Origin of the sequence: Pseudoalteromonas sp. Z9A4, assembly GCF_011378845.1 — a bacterium.
In the GTDB taxonomy this organism is placed as follows: Bacteria; Pseudomonadota; Gammaproteobacteria; order Enterobacterales; family Alteromonadaceae; genus Pseudoalteromonas; species Pseudoalteromonas arctica.
Map to the genome: position 1 here is coordinate 60,498 of NZ_WTLA01000013.1, position 15,005 is coordinate 75,502.

Genomic DNA, 15,005 nt, shown 5'->3' on the forward strand with positions numbered 1-15,005 from the left:
TGTAATTGAATACTTATTCACTTACGCCCTGCTTTACGTTTACGTAAGCTGTCACTATGAAGGCTCTTGTTTTTACAATATGTTAAACTTGACACCAGTGTCATGAAAAAATAGTGGTTAAAATAACGCTAAATGTTAAAAATAATGATAAAAAGAAATCTTGCTATGAAGTGAGAAATATTCAAGAATGTGAATATGTATTCAAAGTGCTATTGACTCTATTTAAGATAGAGGCTAGTTTTGTCCGTCTGTTAGCAAATCGTCGAGCAGTTCATCCACGCTAACAGTGCAGCAAGGGGAGGGGTCTATGTTATACGACTCAAAGTTAGAAAAAGAAAATTGTGGCTTTGGCTTAATTGCCCAAGTTAATGGCCAGGCTAGTCATAGGCTTATACGTACTGCTATTACAGGGCTGGATCGCATGCAGCACCGTGGTGGTATATCTGCCGATGGTAAAACAGGTGATGGCTGTGGTTTATTATTACAAAAACCAGATAGCTTTTTCCGTGCTATTGCTAGTGAACATAACTGGCACTTAGGCAAAAACTACGCAGTGGGAATGATATTTTTAAATTCAGACCCTGTCTTAGCACAGGCTGCAAAACAAATACTTAGCGAAGAATTAGAAAAAGAAACGTTAAATATTTTAGGTTGGCGCGTTGTGCCAACCGACCCATCTATGTTGGGTCCTATTGCTGTACAGCAATTACCAGGTTTTGAACAAATTTTTGTTAGCGCGCCAGAAGGTTGGCGTTCTAAAGACTTAGAGCGTCGCTTATATGTAGCACGCCGCCGCGCTGAAAAGCGCATTGTTGATGACGAAGCTTTCTATATTGCAAGTCTATCTGGTTTGGTAACTATCTATAAAGGCTTAATGATGCCTGCAGATTTACCAAATTTTTACCTGGATTTAGCTGATATTCGTATGACGAGTGCGATTTGTGTTTTCCATCAACGCTTTTCTACTAATACTCAGCCGCGTTGGCCTTTAGCTCAACCTTTCCGCTATTTAGCACACAATGGTGAAATTAATACTATTGAAGGTAATCGCCAGTGGGCACGCGCACGTTCATACAAGTTTGCGTCACCGCTTATTCCTGATTTACAAAGCGCAGCGCCGTTTGTAAACGAAACCGGTTCTGATTCATCAAGCCTAGATAATATGCTTGAACTATTTTTAGCTGGTGGCATGGATTTATTCCGCGCTATGCGTATGCTCGTACCACCTGCATGGCAGAAAAACCGTGCAATGGACGACGATTTACGTGCATTTTACGACTTTAACTCTATGCATATGGAACCATGGGATGGCCCGGCAGGTATTGTTATGTCGGATGGTCGTTTTGCGGCTTGTAACCTTGACCGTAATGGACTTCGCCCAGCGCGTTATGTAATTACACAAGATGGCTTTATTACGCTTGCATCAGAAGTGGGTATTTGGGATTACACTGCCGATGAAGTAGTTGAAAAAGGCCGTGTTGGTCCAGGTGAATTATTAGTTATTGATACTAAGCTTGGCAAAATTTGGCACTCAGATGAAATCGATCAAGATTTAAAATCTCGCCACCCTTACAAGTCATGGCTTGAAGAAAACGTTAAGCGTTTAGTTCCATTTGAAGAACTTACTGAGCAAGACGCCGGTAATCGCTCATTTGATGACGAAACGTTAGTTAAATATCAAAAAATGTTTGGTTATACCAACGAAGAGCTTGATAGCGTTATTCGTGTAATGGGTGAAAACGGCCAAGAAGCAACCGGCTCAATGGGTGATGACACACCATTTGCTGTGCTTAGTGAAGGGCATCGGTCGTTGTATGATTACTTCCGCCAAAAATTTGCGCAAGTAACAAATCCACCTATCGATCCACTGCGTGAAAACCATGTAATGTCGCTTGCGACATGTATTGGTAGCGAGCAAAATGTATTTAACGAAACAACAGGCCACGCTAAGCGCCTACAGTTTGATACGCCAATTTTAATGTACGCAGACATGCAGCAGCTATTAAATGCTGATGAAGCGCATTACAGCTACTGTAAAATTGATATTACCTACACAGTTGAAGAAGGTTTAGAAAATGCGGTAACGCGTATTTGTGACCAAGCACAAGAAAAAGCAGCCGCTGGTTGTATCATGCTTATTTTAACTGACCGTAACTTTGATGAAGCAAATTTGCCGATTCCAGCAGCTATGGCTGTAGGTGCGGTACAAAAACGATTAGTTGATAACAATCTTCGCTGTGAATCAAACATTATCATTGAAACTGGTAGCGTGCGTGATGCGCACCAGTTTGCTGTGTTATTAGGCTTTGGTGCTACGGCAATTTATCCATACCTTGCGTATGAATCGTTAGTTGCGATGAGCGACAGCAAAATTATTAATAAGTCGTATTGCGAAGTAACTCTTGCTTACCGTAAAGCCATTAACAAGGGCTTATACAAAATCATGTCTAAAATGGGCATAAGTACGGTTGCGTCATATCGTTGCTCAATGTTGTTTGAAGCGGTTGGTTTATCTGACGCTATTGTACAAATGTGCTTTAAAGGTGTGGCAAGTCGCATACAGGGCGCATGCTTTACCGACTTTGATGACGATCAGCAAAGCTTACACAAACTCGCTCTAAGTAAGCGTAAATTATTAAGCCACGGCGGCTTGTTTAAGTACGTACATGGCGGCGAGTATCATGCTTATAATCCTGATGTAATCCAAACCCTGCAAAAAGCAGTTCGTTCTGGTGAATACAGTGATTACAGTGAATATGCAAAACTTGTTAATACGCGTCCTATTGCCACTTTACGTGACATGCTTGCGCTTAAAATTCCAGAGCAAGGCATTAGCATCGATGATGTAGAGCCTGCAGAAAACCTATACAAGCGTTTCGATTCAGCAGCAATGAGTATTGGTGCACTATCTCCAGAAGCGCATGAGGCGCTAGCAATTGCAATGAACCGCTTAGGTGGTTGTTCAAACTCTGGTGAAGGCGGCGAAGACAAACTACGTTATGGTACCGAGAAAAACTCGCGTATTAAGCAAGTCGCTTCAGGTCGATTTGGCGTAACGCCTCATTACTTACGTAGCGCCGATGTTATCCAAATTAAAGTAGCGCAAGGTGCAAAACCAGGCGAAGGCGGTCAATTACCGGGTGAAAAAGTAACCCCATATATTGCTAAGCTTCGTTATTCGGTACCAGGTGTTACGTTAATTTCGCCACCACCACATCACGATATTTACTCAATTGAAGATTTAGCACAGCTAATTTTCGATTTAAAACAAGTAAACCCTAAAGCACTTATTTCTGTAAAACTGGTTTCAGAACCAGGCGTAGGAACCATTGCGACAGGTGTTGCTAAAGCGTATGCCGATTTAATCACTATTTCTGGCTACGACGGTGGTACAGGCGCAAGCCCACTTACTTCTGTTAAGTATGCAGGTAGCCCGTGGGAGCTAGGACTTGCCGAAACACAGCAAGCTCTTGTTGAAAATGGCCTTCGTCACCGTATTCGCCTACAAACAGATGGTGGCTTAAAAACAGGTTTAGATATAATTAAAGCGGCAATTTTAGGTGCAGAAAGTTTTGGCTTTGGTACCGGCCCAATGGTTGCGCTTGGTTGTAAATACCTACGTATTTGCCACTTAAATAACTGTGCGACCGGTGTTGCTACACAAGACGAAACACTTCGTCAAAAGCATTACCACGGCTTACCAGAAATGGCGATGAACTACTTTAAGTTTATAGCGCAAGAAGCACGTGAAATCATGGCAAGCTTAGGTGTTGTAAACTTAACTGATTTAATCGGTCGTTTAGATTTGCTTGAAGCAATTGAAGGCAAAACAGCAAAACAGAAGAAAATTGATTTATCGTCTGTAATTGCTCAGCCTAATAACCCAACAGGTGAAACACTTTATTGCAGTGCGCCTAATAGCTCGCATTATTTAGGAAAACTTAATGAGAGCCTACTTGCTAAGGCGCAAGAAGCAATTGATGCTTCAAGCGGTATTTCACTAGTAAGTCGTATTTGTAATACGGACAGATCGGTGGGTGCAATGCTTTCTGGCTATATTGCCGATAAATATGGCAATCAAGGTATGGCGGCTGACCCTGTAGCAATTGAGCTACACGGTACTGCGGGTCAATCATTTGGTGTTTGGAATGCCGGCGGCCTTGAAATGACACTGGTTGGCGATGCAAACGATTACGTAGGTAAAGGTATGGCGGGCGGTAAGCTAGTTATTCGTCCACCACTTGGCTCGTCGTTCGAAAGCCACAAAGCCACAATTGCAGGCAACACATGTTTATACGGTGCAACAGGCGGCAAACTGTTTGCTGCAGGTTGTGCAGGCGAACGTTTTGCAGTACGTAACTCAGGTGTGCAAGCGGTTGTTGAAGGTGTAGGTGACAACTGTTGTGAATACATGACCGGTGGCGTTGTATGTGTACTGGGCAATGTAGGTGTTAACTTTGGCGCGGGTATGACAGGTGGTTTTGCTTATATTTTAGATGAGCGAAATGATTTTGAAAAACGCATTAATCCAGAGCTTGTCGAAATAGTAACACTAGACGAATTAACGTCGCATCAAGAACATTTACGCGGCTTAATTGCTGAGCATTTAGAGCTTACGGGTTCGTGCCGAGCAGAAAGCATTTTAGCTAACTTTGAATTGTACTTACCGATGTTCAAATTAGTAAAACCAATATCAAGCGACGTAAAAAGTTTACTCGGGCATCGCGCTCGCAGTAGTGCCGAACTACGTGTTCAGGCGCAATAAGGGGGCAGTATGAGCGAAAATGTATATCAATTTATAGACGTGCAGCGTGTAGACCCACGCAAAAAACCAATCTCGTCACGTAAAAAATCTTTCGTAGAAATTTACGAACCCTTTTCAGAGAATCAGGTTAACTCACAAGCTGACCGTTGTTTAGATTGTGGTAACCCATACTGTGAGTGGAAATGTCCAGTACATAACTACATTCCACAATGGTTAAAGTTAATACGCACGGGCCGTATTATAGAGGCGGCTGAGCTTTCTCATCGTACAAATAGCTTACCAGAGGTTTGTGGGCGTGTTTGCCCACAAGACCGCTTGTGTGAAGGCTCGTGTACGCTCGATGAAGAGTTTGGTGCTGTTACAATTGGTAATATTGAAAAATACATTACTGATGAGGCATTTAAAATGGGCTGGAAGCCTGATATGTCTTATGTAACATGGACTGACAAAAAAGTAGCCATTATTGGTGCAGGCCCTGCAGGTCTAGGATGTGCTGATATTTTGGTGCGTAACGGCGTTAAACCAGTAGTGTTTGATCGTCACCCTGAAATAGGTGGACTACTCACATTTGGTATTCCTTCTTTTAAACTTGAAAAATCAGTAATGCAAAAGCGCCGTGAAATTTTCACTGAAATGGGCGTAGAATTTAAGTTAAATGTTGAAGTAGGTGTTGATATTACACTTGATCAAATTTTAGCTGATTACGACGCAGTGTTTTTAGGGGTTGGTACGTATCAGAGTATGCGTGCAGGCCTTGAAAACGAAGATGCGGCGGGTGTTCACGATGCATTGCCGTTTTTGATTGGTAACACGAATCGTGTAATGGGCTACGACGAGAAAAAACAACCGTGTATTGATATGGCTAATCAAAAAGTAGTTGTACTTGGCGGTGGTGATACAGCGATGGACTGTGTGCGTACGTCTATTCGACAAAATGCTGCAAAAGTAACGTGTGCTTATCGTCGTGATAAAGAAAATATGCCAGGCTCTAAACGCGAAGTTAAAAACGCGAAAGAAGAAGGCGTGATATTTACGTATAACGTTCAGCCTAAAGGCATTGTATTGAACGATAAAGGTAAAGTGACCGGCGTTAAAATGGTTAAAACTAAATTAGGCGAACCTGACGCAAAAGGCAGAAGCCGTGCTGAAGAAGTACCTGGTTCTGAACATGTTATCGAAGCTGACCAAGTTATTATGGCGTTTGGTTTCCAGCCTCATAAAATGGACTGGTTAGAAAAATACGATGTAGAAATAAACAACTGGGGCGGTATTAACGCACCAGAGCAAGGTGAGTTTACACATCAAACAACTAATCCTAAAATATTTGCAGGTGGCGACATTGTACGTGGTTCAGATTTAGTGGTAACTGCTATTTTTGAAGGACGTAACGCTGCAGAAGGTATTATGGATTACTTAAAAGTTTAATTGTTTGTATTGGCAAAATGATACTTGAAGCAAGCCAAGTGGCTTGCTTTTTCATTTGTTTTATTCGAATGTAATGTCAACGTAATTGGTGACAAATGGGACTATATTAATATCACCTGTTGCATAGCTTTCTTTAGCAACACCTTCCGTTCTTACCTTCATATAGTAACTACCAGAAGGAACTACCTTGTCATAGTGGGTTGTTCTTGTTTCGAGCCAAATACGGTTGCTTTGGGCATCTATTAACCAGCCTTGAGGGCTAATCTCATACATATAAGCTTTACATTTCACTTCACCTACACGAGGATGTAAACATCTATTTATAGCTACTCTAGTTTGCTTTTTTGGATTTTCAGCAGTGCTTGCTAACGAGATCTGACCAAAGTTTCTAGATTCTTTAGTTGCTTTATACGCTAAAACTTTTGTTTGCGTCGCTGTATAAGCACTTTGATTTGAGGAACTAATTGATTGGTTGCTAGAGCTAGACACACTATTTACTGCTCCGTTAATACCATCTTTAACTGCGCGAGTTATATCATTACTTTTACAGCCACTCAGTACTACTAGTGCAGGAACAAGAAAAGCAAGTTTATTCATTTTTAATCCTTAACGTTATTATTTTATCCTGGGCCTCATTACTTTCAATAAAGCGTATTAGCATCATGGAATCTTACATTGCAATAACCGTGTTCATCCCTGATAAAGGTAAATAATGACTAAAATATGAATTTTTATCAACCCTACATAATGAATATTAGTAGTTGATTTAAATATAAACTAGGTTCATTATTGCACGCTGTTTACGGTTTGCTTACTTTTTATCTATAAGTTGGCTTTTATATACAAATAAAATAAATAGAAATTATGTACGAATACTCAAACAATTCAGAAAGGAAGCTCATTGTTCGATTTTTCTCTTCAATAGGCTTTATAGCAACGTTTTCGATGGCTAGCTTGGCATTTATTAATAGCGGCTACTTATTAGCGTTTACTTTGGTTGTTTCTTCGTTTGTTTATGTGTCTGCATTTAATATAGCTAGAGGTCTAGAGAAGTCAGCAACTGTAATTTTATATAACCTATATGCACTCATGTTTTATTTGGTCCTTACTGGTGGAGCGCAAGGGACAGGGCCTATATGGATATTTATAGTGTCTCCCGTTACTTATTCAATACGCGGACTTAAGCGTGGGACTTTTGATATCGTTTTATTTTTATTGGCGATTATTTTAGGTTTTTATTGTGCTGATACATTTAATATATATGACTATAGCCCGGAACAATTCCCAATTAGAATTCTCCTTGCTTTTATAATTGTCGCATCACTGAGCGGCTATTATGAATTCTCAAAAGAAAAATACAGCAGTAAAATAATTGCTTTAAGTCAAAAAAATGAATTTTTAGCAACTATAGATCCACTTACTAACCTGCCAAACCGTCGTTTTACTATGAATAAGCTTGTGACTTTTAAAAATGAGCTTAAAAATAATAATATTCCGTTTGTAATTTTATTAGCTGATGTAGATAATTTTAAAAAAATCAATGATCAATACGGTCATGATTTTGGCGATGAAGCACTTATTCATTTAGCTAAAGCGTTTGAGAAAAGTATCCCGCAAAATGCGATTGCATCACGTTGGGGCGGTGAAGAGTTTTTAATTGTTATTCCAAATGCAACAGTTGATGAGGGGGAACAAATTGCAGAAAAAATTCATAACCTCCTTAAAATTTCAGCTGTAAGCTTATTATCAGATAGTATAAATATAACGCTAAGTATTGGTATCACATCAGCAAATGCTGAGCGATCTATCGACCTTGATATTAAGTGTGCTGATGAACTACTTTATAAAGCAAAAGAGCAAGGAAAAAACAGAACTTGCTCTTAACAATGATTTTATTCTATAGCTAACATTAATCCATAGAAAAGAATTCCAGAGATGGCCTTATTCTAGCTGTACGACGTTTTACACTTATATAGCAAAACAAAATACAGAGCACTTGTATAGCTAAAAGAATCCAGTAACTTCTACTTATATTACCAGTATTATCTGGAACACTGACTGCAAATAATGTACCTACCAATACTTGTACTATAAAAACCAAATTTAAAAAACGAAATAAATGTTGTTTAAATTTAGTGTGTTTAAAACGGCTAAACAATGTAAAAACAATACTTATTACTAATAATAACCAACTCACACCTAAACATATGAAAAGTATATTATCTTGCATTTTATTCATCCTTAGTAATTACTGAGAAACAAAAGTAAGTTAGCCAGTAACAATATTATACTTTAAGCGTGAGCCATTATTAGTTCTTTAGCATTTGCTTTAGCTGTTTTGCTTATATTGTCGCCGCCAAGTAAACGGGCTATTTCATTAATACGGCCATCTTTATTTAAAGGCAGCATATGAGTAAACGTTTCGCCTTGTGCTATTTCTTTAGCTACAAAAAATTGCTGATGTGCACTACTGGCAACTTGCGGTAAATGAGTAACGCAAATCACTTGAGTCGACTTACCTAATTGACGTAATAACTTACCTACAGCAGATGCCGTTGGGCCAGAAATACCTACATCAACTTCATCAAAAATAAGAGTTGGGGTTGTTACTTTTTGGGCAATAATTACCTGTATAGCAAGACTTATACGAGAAAGCTCACCACCAGATGCTACTTTAGCTAATGGCTGAAGTGGCTGCCCCGGATTAGTTGATACTAAAAACGACACGGTATCAAAGCCTAAGCTGTTTGGTGTACGATTACTCTCTTGAGTTAGGGCTATTTCAAATACGCCGTTTTCCATTGATAAATTAGCCATGCTTTCACTTATTAGTGTGTTAAGTGTATTGGCATACTCGCAGCGGCTTTTACTTAATTCATCAGCAGTTTGCTTATAGCTAATTAACGCGTTTTCTATTTCTGACTCAAGTTGCTCCAGACGATTACTATTATTACTTATTGATTCAAGCTCTTGAGCAATCGATTGATGAAACTCAACCAACTGCTGTGGTTTTATATGATGCTTACGCGCTAAATCCATCGCACCACTTAGCCTATTCTCTACTTCAACTAAGCGGGCCGGGTCTAAATCTGCTTGCTCAGTATAGTTTCTAACTTCTCGGCTTGCTTCTTCAACTTGCACAGCGGCTTCGCTAAGCAGTGCGGCGACGCTTGCTAAGCTCTCGTCGTATTGAGCCAGCTCAGTAAATTGTTGAGCACTGTGTTGCAGTAAAGAACAAGCATTTTGCTCATCACTTTCATACAAGTGTTGTAACTCACGTTGGCACGATTCTAATATCGTTTGGCTATTACTAAGTTTGTAATGCTCAACCTCAATTAAATCAAACTCATTTTCTTGTAACGCAAACTCATCAAGCTCAGCAACTTGATACTCTAACAATTGTTTTTGCGCTGCTTGTTGTTGCTGTTGTTGTTCTAAGTGTTTAAATTCTTTTTGTAAGTTAGCAAACAGTTTATAGTTTTTATTTACTGAGTTTACTAAGTGGTGATGCCCTGCATAGGCATCTAAAAGCTGTAACTGATGCTCAGCTTTCAATAAATGTTGGTGGGCATGTTGTCCATGAATAGATATTAAATATTGACCAAGTTCTTTTAATTGTGATGCAGTAACCGCGCTACCATTAATGTAGCTTTTACTACGGCCATTTTTGCAGACAACACGACGTAACAAGCACTCGTTGTCAGAAGTGCTTAGCATATGTTGCTCTAAAAATGCTTGAGCAAGTGGTAGATCTGTTAAGTCAAATTGTGCACATACTTCTGCTTTATCAGAGCTTGGGCGAACTGCTGACGCTTCAGCGCGCTCACCTAAGCATAGCGATAGGGCGTCAATAGCAATAGACTTACCAGCACCAGTCTCACCTGTGATCGCGGTCATTCCACTGCACCATTCAGTGCTTAAATTACTTACGATTGCAAAATTTTTAACTTCTAAACCAATTAACATACTGTTTATCCATCCAGTCAATTAACTGTTAATTTATACAGTGTTTTCGATTTTTGCAAATTAAATTTTTATTATCTACACAACGCTTACATCATGGTTTAATGTTGTATCGGAGATTATATGCAAGTTATTTTTATTGTTTTTATCAATATCAAAGGGTTGCGTGTAACTTTTGGATTCAAGCAGAGCTATCAGCATAGGTAATGTATTTATATAAAACTCTCTATTATAGTGGATTCCTTGCTGAGGTAGTTCTGCTACAAAACGCTCCATGTTATCAATTAATGGCTGAATAAAGCTTGTTTGATTAGTTTTAATTAACTCATTAGATAAAGTATTTATTAGTAACCTTGTTGTATCTTCAAGCCGCTGTAAGTTTTCTTCTGTATATGTTTGAACAACAAAAAAATTATTTACAATAGCTTGGATGCGAGAAATGTATTTAGGACGAATCAATTTAGCATCCAGCAATTCATTAAGCTTTGCTTTAAGGTTGAGGTTCACGTGAGTAGCACGTTCATGAAAGAGTTTTCTTTTTGCTTCGATTACCTTTTTACGATTACTTTCGATTTTTATATAACTAGCTAAAAGTGTAATTAATAGTAGTAAAGCAAAGAATACGGCATAAGCCATTGCTATTTGTTCCGGAAACAGTTCATTATTGTTTTTAAGTCAGCATTTTGCTCTATTGCTTAACTTTTGGCAATAAAGTTAGAGGAATTTGCATTTCAGGTTGAATTTTTCGTTGTGTATTTTCTCTTCATATTAGGCATAACGTAAATAGCGCGGTGCCCATCAGTAATCGGTTTAACGGTAAGCATGTGCTGCTAACTATTTTTCGGAGACGATTATCTTTATGTTGACTGTCTAAATATAAGCCGGCCACCGAGCTTGTTGAAGAAGTCTAATATAAACGACTACCCCAATTTAGTTTTGTACGTAAAACGTTGTAGTAAGAGTAATTTTTTGGATGAATTAAGCGCAATTGTTTATCGGCTTTTTTAATTACTACCTCATCGCCGGGTAATACGGCAAGCACGACATGGCTGTCGCAACTTACCTGTAGGCTATCTGTATTTTCTAGGCTTAGCTTTAAACGAACTTCATTATCGGCATCTACCACTAAAGGTCTACTAGATAAGGTATGAGGAAACATAGGTACTAACGATATTGCATTTAGTTCTGGCGTTAATATTGGACCGCCACCTGAAAGTGAATAAGCCGTAGAGCCTGTCGGGGTTGATACTATTAAACCGTCAGAGCGCTGAGAAAACACAAAGTCATTATTTATAAAAGCTTCAAATTCAATCATGTGCGCTACTTTATCAGCATGAAGTACCGCTTCGTTAACGGCTGAGTTTGCACTCTTTAATTCGTTGTGGCGATATACTTCTACTTCTAATAAAAAACGTTTTTCTTCAAGGTATTCACCACTGAGTACTTGCTCTAAGCTCGCTTCAAACCCTTCAGGGTTTAAATCAGTTAAAAAGCCAAGGTTGCCTCTATTTACACCAATTACAGCAATGTTAAAGCGCGCAAGTACGCGTGCTGCGCCAAGCATGTTACCGTCACCACCTACAACAATGGCTAAATCGGCTTGTTCACCTAAGTCGACTAACTTAACAAGTTTGTCATGCGGAATATCGTCTAACTGACTCCCTGTACGTTTTTCTACTATTACCTCAAAGCCAAGCGCAAGTAAAAAGGTATGTAAACGCTGCAGAGTAGCCGCTGCTCCCGGGTGATTAGGTTTGCCAATTAGGCCTATGGTGTTAAAAGGAGAGTCCATAATGTACGCACAAAGAGATTTAATAATAGTAGAGTAACTCAAAACAGAAGTGTTTGAAAATACAGATTATAGCAATATTATAAACCTTCAATTTTATTCGCAGTGAGTTAGCTGCACGACTTGAAAAAGAACTAAACGCCCCGATATCTCTTTCATGCAACAAGATGTAGATACCATGAAACTAAACCCACGAGATCAGCAAATTTTTTCAGCTGTTATGAACATGTACTGTAATGGTGAAGGCTTGCCTGTTCCATCAACAAAAATTGCCAAGCTCAAAGGCATGGCAGTGTGTTCGGCTACAGTTCGTAATGCTATGGCTCGCTTAGAAAAAGTGGGCTTATTGTATTCACCTCATACATCTGCAGGGCGAGTGCCGACAAATGAAGGGTTTGATTATTGGTTTGACGAATTTTTTGTGCTTGCTGATATTGCTAATTATTGGCAACCACAGCAGTCACAACTCGTTGAGCTAGCGCATGGCTTGAGCCAGAAATATCAAGTGTGTTGTTGTGTTGGTTTACCTCAAGCCAGTTCACAGCAAGTGTTTAGAGTAGAAGTACTTGATTTTGATTCTACCGACTGGCTTATTTTATTAATAGATAGGGCAGGGCAGAGTCACAATATTTGTATTGATAAACCTCATGATTCGTCAGACTCTGTTCGTTATCAATTTGCCACGTGGTTGAATACTGTATTTAGCCAACAAACCTTAATGGAAGGTTTGTACCGTATGCAAGCTATGGCAAATACAGCGCCTAGAAATTGTCATGATTCGCTTAATCAATGGACGCGACAACTAAGCCAAAAATTAGGCTCAGATAACAGTATTGTTGTTGGTGAAAATTACCTTTACAAACAAATCGATTGTGAACAAAGTTTAAATATTGGTGTTTCGTTTTTAAATTATGTAGAAGATAAGCTTGCTTTTAAAAATGGTGTATCGGTACTTAATAGCGAAAAATTACCTTTTACTGAGTGCGATGAATTAATTGTAATAAGCGTGCCGTACTTTCAAAATCAAGAATATCAAAGCCGTTTTTGTATAATTTGTCCTAAATCAGCGCAGATTGAAGAAATAATTCAAGAATTTAAATTAATTGAGACATCTAACTCTTGAATCTTTTTATTCAATCCCCATAATTACCGCAGTTGAAAAGAATTGGAGCACGTATTTTATGTCTGAGCAGACACAAAACCCTGAGCAAGAAGTAGAATTAAACGAAGAAATTTCTAAAATGCAGGCTGATGTAGAAGCAGCAGTAGAAGCCGCTGATCAGCATGCAGAACAAGAACAAAGCCCTGAAGCAGAAATTGCGATGTTATATGCAGAACTTGAAGCTGCAAAGCAAACAATTGCTGACCAAAAAGACGGTGTTGTTCGCGCTGCAGCAGATGTAGATAATATTCGTCGTCGTGCAGCACAAGATGTAGAAAAAGCGCATAAATTTGCACTAGAAAAATTTGCTAACGAATTACTACCTGTAATTGATAACCTTGAACGTGCTATTGAATTTTCTGATAAAGAAAATGAGACACTAAAGCCGTTGCTTGAAGGTATCGATATGACGGTTAAGAGCTTTAATGACGCTGTTTCTAAATTTGGTGTTGAAATTGTAAACCCACAAGGTGAGCAGTTTAATCCAGATTTTCATCAAGCAATGTCAATTCAACCAAGTAACGATGTAACACCTAATACAGTACTTGCTGTTATGCAAAAAGGTTACACATTGAATGGTCGTTTATTACGCCCTGCAATGGTTATGGTTTCTAAAGCTGCTGACGCTTAATTAATTTAAGATTATTAGCTTTGATAAAAATGCCTCATATTGAGGCATTTTTTTTGTCTTTTTTATAGTGAATTAGCTGTACGAGCATAGTGAGTAACACAGCACTAAACATTAAACTTGAAAATGGCACTGCGCTTTTTGCATGCATAATGGCGAGTAGCGGGCCAACTAATGCACCACTACCAAAACGAAGTGTGCCAATTACGGCCGTTGCTGTACCTGTGTTTCTTTCAAACTTCATCAATATTAGCGAATCAGCATTACTTGCAGTGACACCTAAGCTCATCATTAATGGCGCAATAGCAGCCACAATATAATAAAGTGATAAGTGCAATAAGCTAAATGTTAACAGCGCAAGCCCCGATAAAAACCCACATACAAGCCCAATATAGAGCATTTTTCGAGATCCCAGCCTTGGTACAATTCGCGTATTTAAAAAGTTACCAAACATCAGCGCCATTACATTAAATGCAAATAACACACCAAATAATTGTTCTGATACTTCATATAAATCCAAATATATAAAAGGTACTGAGGTTAAAAAGCAAAAAAATCCAAACGATACAAACATAGAACTGAGTATATCCGCACGTGCGTCTTTATTACTCAGTACAGTTTTATAGCTGTCAAAAAACAGAGCGAGGCCTTTTTTCTCATTTTTATGAATAGGAATATCGATTAGATACACTTGTACAAACGCTAATATTAAAAAGCTATATCCAGCAAGAACCAAAAATATGGTTGACCAAACAGAAAATCCTAAAATAAACGAACCAACAGAGGGGGCTACTAACGGTGCTACCATCATGATCATCGACACATACGACATTCCCTTAGCTGTATTTTGCTGATAAATATGGCGAATAATACCCGGTACGACTACGGTTGCTGCCGCTCCGGTAAATGCTTGCACTGCTCTAAGAGTCCAAAACGCATGGATTTCGGTTGTAAATGCGAGTGCAAGTGAGCTTGCGCCAAATAGGGTTAAGCCAATACGTGCGAGCTTACGGCGGCCAATTTGATCGGCAATAGGGCCAAAAAATAACATCCCCAATGAATAACCCGCTAAGTAAATACTCAACGATATTTGTACATTTGGCATATTAGTTTGTAAATCGCTTGCAATTACCAGCATGGCAGGCAAATACATATCAATAGCCAAAGGAGTAATCGCCACGATACTGGCTAATAAAGGCAATAAAATACGGGTATTAAAAGACGAGGCTGAGGCGTCCATGTGTAAACTCAACAATCACTAAAAACAAGGGCT

The 15,005-nt window shown here is 38.9% G+C and carries 11 protein-coding genes; 5 read left to right on the top strand and 6 right to left on the bottom strand.

Annotated elements, in window-relative coordinates; translation table 11 throughout:
* The first annotated feature begins 307 nt into the window (after positions 1–307).
* Entirely contained in the window at positions 308–4,765 is a 4,458-nt protein-coding gene (gltB, locus tag GQR54_RS11210) for a glutamate synthase large subunit (protein ID WP_166377668.1), read from the top strand.
* A gap of 9 nt (positions 4,766–4,774) precedes the next feature.
* On the top strand, positions 4,775–6,190 hold the full coding sequence (locus tag GQR54_RS11215; RefSeq protein WP_166377669.1) for an FAD-dependent oxidoreductase: 1,416 nt from the start codon (positions 4,775–4,777) through the stop codon (positions 6,188–6,190).
* 60 nt (positions 6,191–6,250) lie between these two features.
* Here the strand turns inward: GQR54_RS11215 and GQR54_RS11220 are convergent, their stop codons facing one another.
* Positions 6,251–6,787 carry a hypothetical protein gene (locus tag GQR54_RS11220; RefSeq protein ID WP_166377670.1) on the bottom strand — a complete coding sequence of 179 codons (537 nt, stop codon included), beginning with the start codon at positions 6,785–6,787 and terminating at the stop codon, positions 6,251–6,253.
* A 267-nt stretch (positions 6,788–7,054) separates the two neighbouring features.
* On the opposite strand from GQR54_RS11220, the gene GQR54_RS11225 reads away from it, so the two are divergent.
* Complete coding sequence (locus GQR54_RS11225) at positions 7,055–8,074, top strand: GGDEF domain-containing protein (RefSeq protein WP_346766084.1); 1,020 nt, start codon at positions 7,055–7,057, stop codon at positions 8,072–8,074.
* A gap of 25 nt (positions 8,075–8,099) precedes the next feature.
* Here GQR54_RS11225 and GQR54_RS11230 read toward each other — a convergent pair whose 3' ends face one another.
* The 4 genes from GQR54_RS11230 to nadK all read right to left on the bottom strand — a co-directional run bounded on the left by GQR54_RS11230 (position 8,100) and on the right by nadK (position 11,945).
* Positions 8,100–8,420 carry a hypothetical protein gene (locus tag GQR54_RS11230; protein WP_166377672.1) on the bottom strand — a complete coding sequence of 107 codons (321 nt, stop codon included), beginning with the start codon at positions 8,418–8,420 and terminating at the stop codon, positions 8,100–8,102.
* 62 nt (positions 8,421–8,482) lie between these two features.
* Entirely contained in the window at positions 8,483–10,156 is a 1,674-nt protein-coding gene (gene recN / locus GQR54_RS11235) for a DNA repair protein RecN (RefSeq protein WP_166377673.1), read from the bottom strand.
* Between the two features lie 75 nt (positions 10,157–10,231).
* Positions 10,232–10,789 (bottom strand): hypothetical protein, encoded by a 558-nt coding sequence (locus GQR54_RS11240; protein ID WP_166377674.1) that lies wholly within the window; start codon positions 10,787–10,789, stop codon positions 10,232–10,234.
* A gap of 271 nt (positions 10,790–11,060) precedes the next feature.
* Entirely contained in the window at positions 11,061–11,945 is an 885-nt protein-coding gene (nadK, locus tag GQR54_RS11245; RefSeq protein ID WP_004335384.1) for an NAD(+) kinase, read from the bottom strand.
* Positions 11,946–12,099: 154 nt separating this feature from the next.
* Between nadK and GQR54_RS11250 the strand changes: the two genes are divergently transcribed.
* A complete protein-coding gene (locus tag GQR54_RS11250) occupies positions 12,100–13,065 on the top strand; it encodes an HrcA family transcriptional regulator (protein WP_166377675.1) in 966 nt (321 codons plus the stop codon).
* Between the two features lie 58 nt (positions 13,066–13,123).
* Positions 13,124–13,735, top strand: coding sequence for a nucleotide exchange factor GrpE (gene grpE / locus GQR54_RS11255; protein ID WP_007375833.1), 612 nt, complete (start codon positions 13,124–13,126; stop codon positions 13,733–13,735).
* 34 nt (positions 13,736–13,769) lie between these two features.
* Here grpE and GQR54_RS11260 read toward each other — a convergent pair whose 3' ends face one another.
* Positions 13,770–14,972 carry a Bcr/CflA family efflux MFS transporter gene (locus GQR54_RS11260; protein WP_166377676.1) on the bottom strand — a complete coding sequence of 401 codons (1,203 nt, stop codon included), beginning with the start codon at positions 14,970–14,972 and terminating at the stop codon, positions 13,770–13,772.
* Positions 14,973–15,005: the final 33 nt, after the last annotated feature.

Bases quoted from the DNA above. Each gene is read 5' to 3' on its own strand.
- GQR54_RS11260 (WP_166377676.1), bottom strand. From the start codon at position 14,972: ATGGACGCCTCAGCCTCGTCTTTTAATACCCGTATTTTATTGCCTTTA.
- GQR54_RS11215 (WP_166377669.1), top strand. From the start codon at position 4,775: ATGAGCGAAAATGTATATCAATTTATAGACGTGCAGCGTGTAGACCCA.
- GQR54_RS11240 (WP_166377674.1), bottom strand. From the start codon at position 10,789: ATGGCTTATGCCGTATTCTTTGCTTTACTACTATTAATTACACTTTTA.
- GQR54_RS11250 (WP_166377675.1), top strand. From the start codon at position 12,100: ATGCAACAAGATGTAGATACCATGAAACTAAACCCACGAGATCAGCAA.
- GQR54_RS11225 (WP_346766084.1), top strand. From the start codon at position 7,055: ATGTACGAATACTCAAACAATTCAGAAAGGAAGCTCATTGTTCGATTT.
- grpE (WP_007375833.1), top strand. From the start codon at position 13,124: ATGTCTGAGCAGACACAAAACCCTGAGCAAGAAGTAGAATTAAACGAA.
- gltB (WP_166377668.1), top strand. From the start codon at position 308: ATGTTATACGACTCAAAGTTAGAAAAAGAAAATTGTGGCTTTGGCTTA.
- nadK (WP_004335384.1), bottom strand. From the start codon at position 11,945: ATGGACTCTCCTTTTAACACCATAGGCCTAATTGGCAAACCTAATCAC.
- recN (WP_166377673.1), bottom strand. From the start codon at position 10,156: ATGTTAATTGGTTTAGAAGTTAAAAATTTTGCAATCGTAAGTAATTTA.
- GQR54_RS11220 (WP_166377670.1), bottom strand. From the start codon at position 6,787: ATGAATAAACTTGCTTTTCTTGTTCCTGCACTAGTAGTACTGAGTGGC.
- GQR54_RS11230 (WP_166377672.1), bottom strand. From the start codon at position 8,420: ATGCAAGATAATATACTTTTCATATGTTTAGGTGTGAGTTGGTTATTA.